The sequence below is a fragment of the Rhodobacter sp. TJ_12 genome (assembly GCF_020023995.1).
In the GTDB taxonomy this organism is placed as follows: domain Bacteria; phylum Pseudomonadota; class Alphaproteobacteria; order Rhodobacterales; family Rhodobacteraceae; genus Rhodobacter.
The window spans coordinates 1-6,964 of the sequence record NZ_NRRD01000040.1; the positions used below are offsets into that span (position 1 = coordinate 1).

The following is a 6,964-nucleotide window of genomic DNA, read 5'->3' on the forward strand; positions in this document are numbered from 1 at the left end:
CAGAAGCGCGCCGAGCGCTTGAGCAATCTGAGGGCTCCGCGCTCGGCGCGCTTGCCCAACCTGAACCCGACCACTATCAACCCCAAGGACTCTCGTTATGACTGAGGGACGACCGGGGGGCAGGTCACGCCCATGGTGGGCGCGTTGTGAAAGCGGTCGGCGGAAATGAAAGGAAATACTATGAGCACTCCTTCGAGTGAAGTCTATTTTTTTGACTTCCACAAATGTCGGAACATCTCCTCACCTGATGATGAAGCCGTCGGTCGTCGTGTCTATTCTGGATCAGCGCCTGCGCGATCGGTGATTGGGCTTGAGGATAACGAGAATGTCCGTGAGTACTTGGTAGACGCCAAGGGAAAGCAAAAAAAATCCCCAACACTCGTGCACCAAGCGATGCGAAAGAGCCTTCGGGAAACGCCGGAAACGTTTGGTGTGCTTAACAGTGGCACTGTAATAGTGGCTCGGGACGCCGAAATTGATGATAAAAATAGAAGGCTGAACCTGGTTGGCGCCAGCATCATTAATGGTTCGCAGACGCGTGGCGAGCTTAAGCGCTATTTTGAGAACAGATCACCGGACGATACTTCGGAGCCGAGCATAAAGTTCGAGATCATTGTTACCGATGATGACGATCTTATCGCCGAGATCTCGATATCGAGAAACTTTCAAAATGACGTTAAGCCGATCTCTATTGCAGGGCGGCGAGGGCAACTTGATGACCTTGAGAAGAGCATACAGTCAGTTGAGCCTTCGGCAAAGCTTCGCAAAAGTGAGAGCGATCTACTCGCTGACGATAATTTCGTAGACACCGAGAAAGTTATTCAAGCAACTTTTGCACTACTTCCCGAAAGCGTGTCACCCCCTCACGGAATGAGCGTAGATCTCTCCAATAAGGTATTTGCCTACAGCCAAAAGACGCGTTGCCTGAAGATCTTTCAGAAGTTGGCGGATGAACCCGACTCCGATATGTATAAGACTTTTCTCGGAGTCGCGCCGATTGCTTGGTCTCTCTATCGGCGCTGGAAAGTACATCAAGGCTTCATCGGGACAGGTATCCGGTCTATTGAGCGCGACAACGGCAGAGTTATGGAAGTCCCTGATGGGATTATTTTTCCTATTATCGCCGCTCATTCCGCCTTCGTCTACAGGGCAGAAGCCGGGTGGCAGCTCGGCAAACCGAGCCAACTTAGTGACGAAGAACTCATAAGCGTCGCCAAGCAGTCTTACATGGAGATCGCAGGGCACAATCCGCAGACCATGGGCAAGAGCAAGGCTTGCTACACATCGCTTATGCAGATCACCTCTATCTACGCTAAGCTTTTGAAAAGTAAGATCTAGAGTTACCGCTGCGGGAATCGTGATTAGCTAGCTTGCCCGGCAGGATTACCGCCCTGCCGGGCTATTGTTTCGGCGAATGTTATGGAGCCGGGGTGGATCGACAGAAGGTTTGCTATCGCGTCCATCTGTGGCCGAACGGCCGATGATCCTGATTGCAGTGAAGGCCTGCCTTTTTTGTTTATTGCACGGAGAGACGACCGCAGCGAATGTGCGCTCTCCGCGATGTCTTTGCGTCGTAGACATGTCTCGGCCCTAGGCCGCCGCTCGGGCAACCTTAATGGCTGCCCGGGCGAGGGCTCATAATCAACCCTGCCCCCTGATCAACAGCTCGGCCGCCGCCATGTTTCGGCCTTTGCCCGCCACGGAATAGATCGTCTGAAACGGCTCAATCACAGCAAGCCTCACTAGTTCCTTTCTATCGGCTTTAGTTGCACCACGTTTGATCCTGATGCAGCTAAGGGACGGCCGAAAATTTCTATCTCTCCCGTCCGGGGAAGGGAGAGGCGCTGACGGACCTGTTCTAGCAGCAGTTCACTTCCAGTCTCTATTGCTTCGACAGCGCGCCGGAACATACGGGGCTTTTCAATGGGCATTTCCTTGTCAAATGGCTCTCCACGCTTGCCGCGGTAGCCATTTTTCGATGCACGAATATTCAGGGCACGCGCCCATTCTGGATCGCACACCCCCAAATCTTGCGCCCGCCTGATCTGAGCGAGAATGGAAATACCCCATTCCTGCTTATGTGCGGCAAATTCTTCTAGTGATGGGTATTGAACGCATTTCAAGAAAGCATCACGGGGGAACAAAAGTGCTCCAGCGAACCTATGCGCTTGCCTTTCGATCGCTTGGTAGGTTTGAGCGTGACGAACCTCCTTTTCGGAGACCACGCCGAAATGGGCCAGCACATGATACAGCTCATGAGCAAGATTGAAGCGCATGCGAACGGCAGATGACTCGAGCGTATTTACGCCGACAATTGGGCGCGCGATATGGTCTGCCCATCGGGAGTATCCCGACTGCTTTTCATTCTCGATTTCGAAAGCGAGAACGGGGATGCCAATATTTTCAAGCGCCAAGCACATGTCGGGGATCGGGTGAGACCCGATACCCCAAGCGCTGCGGCAATAATCGGCAAAGTCCTCGATTCTCTCGTTGGATACTGCTGCCCAGTTTTCCGGCCAATCCGAATGGCGCGGAAGGTCAAGCATCGGAAAATCGACAAATTCTGACAGTACTTCGAACGCTTCAGCAGCCCACTCGATCCGCTGGGCGGTCTTGTTTTGAGAACGCAGCGGCTCAGATGCCTGCCGCCGCCAAAAGACCGGTCCGCTCATTGGAGCAGGGACGGAGCGCAGAAAAAACTGCCTAGGAAAAGCTGTCTTTTCCACAATGGCATCGAAGGTTTCTTGCCGAGGCAAGGAAGTACCCGCCTCCAGAGCCGTCAAAGCATTCGGTGAAATATCAAGCATGCTGCTAAGCGCAGTCTTGGTAAGCCCCCGAGCTTCCCTAGCTTGCGTCAGCCGTCTACTCACGAATCCTTCTACTCGTTTCATTGTTCGAGGTCTTTCGCGCCCAGATTTCTCTTGAGTTTCACCACAACCCGGTCTTCCTGCATCGGGCGCGCAGTCCGTACTGTATCGATGCTGGACCAGTCAAGCACTGCGCTCAGTTCGCCATTCAACACATTCGCCTGGACCAGCCACGAGTCGAACGCAGCGTCAGGGACAACGAGCCGCATCATCTCAAGTGCAGTATCGCGTCTGTTAAAGCCACCGTTTCGCATCCCATGTTGGACGACGACTAGTAGCGTATTCCGGACGTCGATCCTTTGCCGCCAGCCATCCCCGAGGTCCATCTCGAGCTGCCTAATTGCGAAGTGCGAGGCTGCGAGGTCGGCTTTATATGCCGCGCGTTCAGGGCGCGAAGAGAGGCTGTCAATCGGCTCGACTAGGATAAGGAGCTGGCCAACTTGACCGATCACGATTGTTTGCCCATTGCAAGCGAGCGTCTTGACCTGAAACGGAGCGCCATGCTCACAGCAGGTGCGCATCAGCGCTCGCAGCCCGTTACTCCGTCGTTCGTTGCGAACGGCTCGAAGGTCAATCCTGTCCCAACCCGTGCCTGGACGAGTCGCTATGAAGCCGCCCGGTGGCCGCGCTAAATCTTCGTAAGCCCTTGAGTATTCTTCGCGTAGCCCGTCTCTGAGAGATGCCACGAAAGGTTCGGGAAGGTCCCGCTGCAGGATGTTTATCACCTCGATCACGCTCATTGGCCCGCCATGCAACATGAAGTTTTGCGGAATATAAGCTAAAAAACACCAAGTAACAATACTCGCGGTGCCCAGTATTTGCTTAGGTCGCCGCGACCGAAACCGCCGCAACGCTTGCCAACAACTCGCGCCGCTTCACCTCGCCACCTCCCGAACCGCTACCAATTTCGCATTCGCACAGAGCCGCCCCCCCGCGCTCCGCAGCTGCGGCGCGCGTCAACTGCCGCTCGGTGTCCGGCACGCCGCCTGTCCAGCCGGCACAGGGCACTAGATCCAGCCCGGCCAGCGGCGGCACGGGATCAGCGCCACACATTGTGAGCGGCAGCAGCAAGGTAGTCGCTAAGCGGCGCATCTCCCCCCTCCATTTGTTCCAGCTGGTGATCCAGCGCGGCAGCAGCCTCGTGCAGCCGCGCCTGTGTTTCGTCTGACCTGCGCCGGATCTCGATCGCTTCGGCATAGGCGGTGATCATGCCCTGCGCCGCCGCCAGTTCAGCCCGCGTGGCGGCGAGGTCAGCCCGCAGACTGGCGTAATGACCCCACGCCAGCGCGCCCCCGAACGCTGCGGCGATCGCCAGCCACAGCGGCCAAAGGCGCAGCACCGCGCGCAGGGTCATTTTTTGCCCCAAAGCGCCATGACCCCGCCCGAGGCCATCACCGCCGCCACCACGGCCCCGGCCAACACCTCGATATCAATCGACAGCACGCCAGAGGCAGCGTCATAGCTCACACCCCAGCCCGAGGCGTAAGGCACCAGCGCGGCCAGCACGCTGGACAGCGCGTAAAACAGAACGCGCGCGTAAACGGCATTCGCCATGATCATTGCTCCTTTCAGGCTTCGTTGTGCGACAAGGGCGTGCCTGCTGCAGAGAGCAGGATCGGTCGCCCGGTGACCGGCAGCCCCTCGGGCCAGCGGGCCTGTAACAACCGGCCTTTGGCGATCCGCGTGGTGGTCACCGCGTCTGTCTGATTGCCGCCCAAGACGTGATAGGCGTCATCATCCTCGCCCCAGTAAAAACCGACATGGCCCTGCCAGCCCGCGCGCGAACCGCGCCAGAAGGTCAGCACCGCCCCAAAGACCGGATCGCAAGACGCGCCGAACCCGCCCCAGGCACGCGCGCCCAGGGGGTTTTCAGGCAACGTCTCGCCCGGCAGCGCCGCACGGATGCAGGTCGCAACAAAGGCCCCGCACCAAGGGATTTCGCGCGGATCGATCCAACTGACCGAGGCATCAAACCATTTGCGCAGCGTTGCCGTGTTGCGGCCTTCATGCAGCCCCAACATCCGCGAGGCCTCGGCCATCCACGGAATATCGGCGCGCGCACGTTGCTGCGCCCCGCCCATCAGCGCGGCTTCGGTGATCGGCCCGAAATAGGCGCGCGGGCGCAGCCCGACGCTGCGCTTGAAGGCAATGATCGCGGCATCGGTTTTCGGGCCGCGCACCCCGTCGATATAGCCCGGATCGAAGCCGAGCGCCTTGAGCCGCTCCTGCACGGTCCGCCAGTTGGTGGTCATTCCTTGCCCTCCATTTTCTTTTGCAACTGCGCGATTTCCAACGCGAGCTTGCGCGCCTCCAACCGCTTGATCTTGCGGGTGTGCCACTGCACCGCGATCAGAAGCGCCGCCGCGACCAGCCCGAGGATCTTGGTCGCCGGATCGATCCAGCCCGCCCATGCCGCGGCATTCGTGGCCAGCACCGCCAGCAACTGCTTGCCCGGTTGCATGACGGTTTGCGCGACGACGCCGAGCGCCTCGCGGACTCTGTCTGTCATTTGAGGGAGCCCTTTCCGGGTTTATCCGCCGTTCTGGCGGGTTCGGTTAGCAATGCGCAGAAGACAGGCTCGGCAATCCATCACCCCGGCGTTACCCGAATTTGCCATGTGGTGTTGGCCGAAATAGCCGCGCCAGTTGGGTTGAAAAGGGTAATCTGCACTTGACCGTCTGCCGAAACGACCGCGCGGGTTATGAGCCCCACCGTGGAATCCGTGTTCGGATCGGATGGGGAAATACTGACGTGATCGCCATACCGTGCGCCATAAACACTGATCGGCGCACTTGTCACAGAGCTACCAGCGGCAATATTTCCCGCGCCCCAATAATGGGGGTATTTGATGATCGACTCCCCTGCCGATCCAACCTCACGCCACACCGTGTTGTTGTAGATAAACTCGGCGGACTCCCCAGCAGACAGAGCCCGGCTCGCCCGTCCGCGCAACTGGAACCCCCAGCTATCGGCAAGGGTTATGTCATTTTCCGCAAGGAGAAGCACCCGCTTCCCCGGCCATACGTCCCCGCTAAAACCCGTAATCGTGCTGCCTTCTGTAGCAGCACACCAGATAAAGGACGTGCGGGTTACGTTCGGCGTGGTTGTGGTGTCACGTACCACATGAGGTTTATCCTCAAACGCCGAGCCGAGCCATTCAGCGGCCTTAAATTCGGCGGTGTAGTGATCGCCGCCACAATTGGTATAGTTGTTGCGTTGCCATGCGTTGCCCGCAGATACACCGTCAAAAAACGCGTAACGCGGGAGCTTGATACCATCAAAGCGGTCGATGGCCCTCACATGACAGTTTGCAAACCTGTTGCCCTGGCCAGTCGTGTGGAAACCATCATACAAGTTTTCACCTTCGAGGCTGATGTTTTCAGCCAAAGCGTTGACAATCTGGTTCTTAGGACTCTCGATGATCCAGCCATGGCCCCATGACTGGTCCCCCCTACAGTTAGTCAAGCGATTGATACCGTTCGGGCCTGTCAGGCAAATGCCAACGTCCGAGTTTTCACCATGGACGTTTACGAACATGCTGTTCGCCCCTTCGAGCAGAACACCAATATTATAGAGGTTCTCACTGGTAATCTGCCGCCAGTCATCCACGTTTTGGGAACAGCCGAATTGGCAATTGATGGCGTAGTCATCTGTGCCGCTGAGCCGTAAAGCGCCTCGGCGCTCCGTGGCGTTAAAGTTCCCGCAGCAGTCCCAGCCAGAGCTATCCATGACAAAGTTGCCGCCGCCCAGAAGCCAGACACCCTCATCGTTGAACCACCGAACGAAGACATTGACCACGCGGTTGCCCCACCCGTTCAGGTGGATGCCACGGGAGACGTTTGACGTGTTATCTTTTTGCCCATAGACATGGATGTTTTGAAACAAAACCCCATTGCAATCCCCAAAGAACGAGTCCCCGTATGCGGGGTTGCGGATAATTGGGGCGGCACTGCGCCAGTATTTTCGACCAACGAATTCTTTCCTGTCGTAACCCGTCAGGTCAACGGGATCGCACAGATATTCTTTCTTTGGGTCGTTTTCGGTAAAGAGCAGCGTTTTAATTACAGCGCTATTCAAAAACCGCTGGATCGCGGCAT

8 protein-coding genes are annotated in these 6,964 nt (G+C 57.2%); 1 reads left to right on the forward strand and 7 read right to left on the reverse strand.

The features are described 5' to 3' along the window. Positions 1 to 180: 180 nt before the first annotated feature. Positions 181 to 1,338, forward strand: coding sequence for an AIPR family protein (locus CKO11_RS16915; RefSeq protein WP_223641433.1), 1,158 nt, complete (start codon positions 181 to 183; stop codon positions 1,336 to 1,338). 404 nt (positions 1,339 to 1,742) lie between these two features. Here CKO11_RS16915 and CKO11_RS16920 read toward each other — a convergent pair whose 3' ends face one another. The 7 genes from CKO11_RS16920 to CKO11_RS16950 form a co-directional block, all read right to left on the reverse strand. Then, positions 1,743 to 2,891, reverse strand: coding sequence for an XRE family transcriptional regulator (locus CKO11_RS16920; protein WP_223641436.1), 1,149 nt, complete (start codon positions 2,889 to 2,891; stop codon positions 1,743 to 1,745). Further along, positions 2,888 to 3,607, reverse strand: coding sequence for a hypothetical protein (locus tag CKO11_RS16925; RefSeq protein WP_223641438.1), 720 nt, complete (start codon positions 3,605 to 3,607; stop codon positions 2,888 to 2,890). The genes CKO11_RS16920 and CKO11_RS16925 overlap by 4 nt, the downstream gene beginning before the upstream one ends. A 299-nt stretch (positions 3,608 to 3,906) precedes the next feature. After that, complete coding sequence (locus CKO11_RS16930) at positions 3,907 to 4,221, reverse strand: hypothetical protein (protein ID WP_223641440.1); 315 nt, start codon at positions 4,219 to 4,221, stop codon at positions 3,907 to 3,909. After that, positions 4,218 to 4,421, reverse strand: a complete 204-nt coding sequence (locus CKO11_RS16935) for a hypothetical protein (protein ID WP_223641442.1) — start codon at positions 4,419 to 4,421, stop codon at positions 4,218 to 4,220. The genes CKO11_RS16930 and CKO11_RS16935 overlap by 4 nt, the downstream gene beginning before the upstream one ends. 14 nt (positions 4,422 to 4,435) lie before the next feature. Beyond that, the gene (locus tag CKO11_RS16940) at positions 4,436 to 5,119 is read right to left on the reverse strand and encodes a TIGR02594 family protein (RefSeq protein WP_223641444.1); all 684 of its coding nucleotides are present in this window, start codon (positions 5,117 to 5,119) and stop codon (positions 4,436 to 4,438) included. Next, positions 5,116 to 5,376 (reverse strand): hypothetical protein, encoded by a 261-nt coding sequence (locus CKO11_RS16945; protein WP_223641446.1) that lies wholly within the window; start codon positions 5,374 to 5,376, stop codon positions 5,116 to 5,118. Before CKO11_RS16945 ends, CKO11_RS16940 begins: the two co-directional genes overlap by 4 nt. A gap of 80 nt (positions 5,377 to 5,456) precedes the next feature. Beyond that, on the reverse strand, positions 5,457 to 6,964 hold a 1,508-nt coding region (locus CKO11_RS16950), incomplete at its 5' end, for a hypothetical protein (protein ID WP_223641448.1).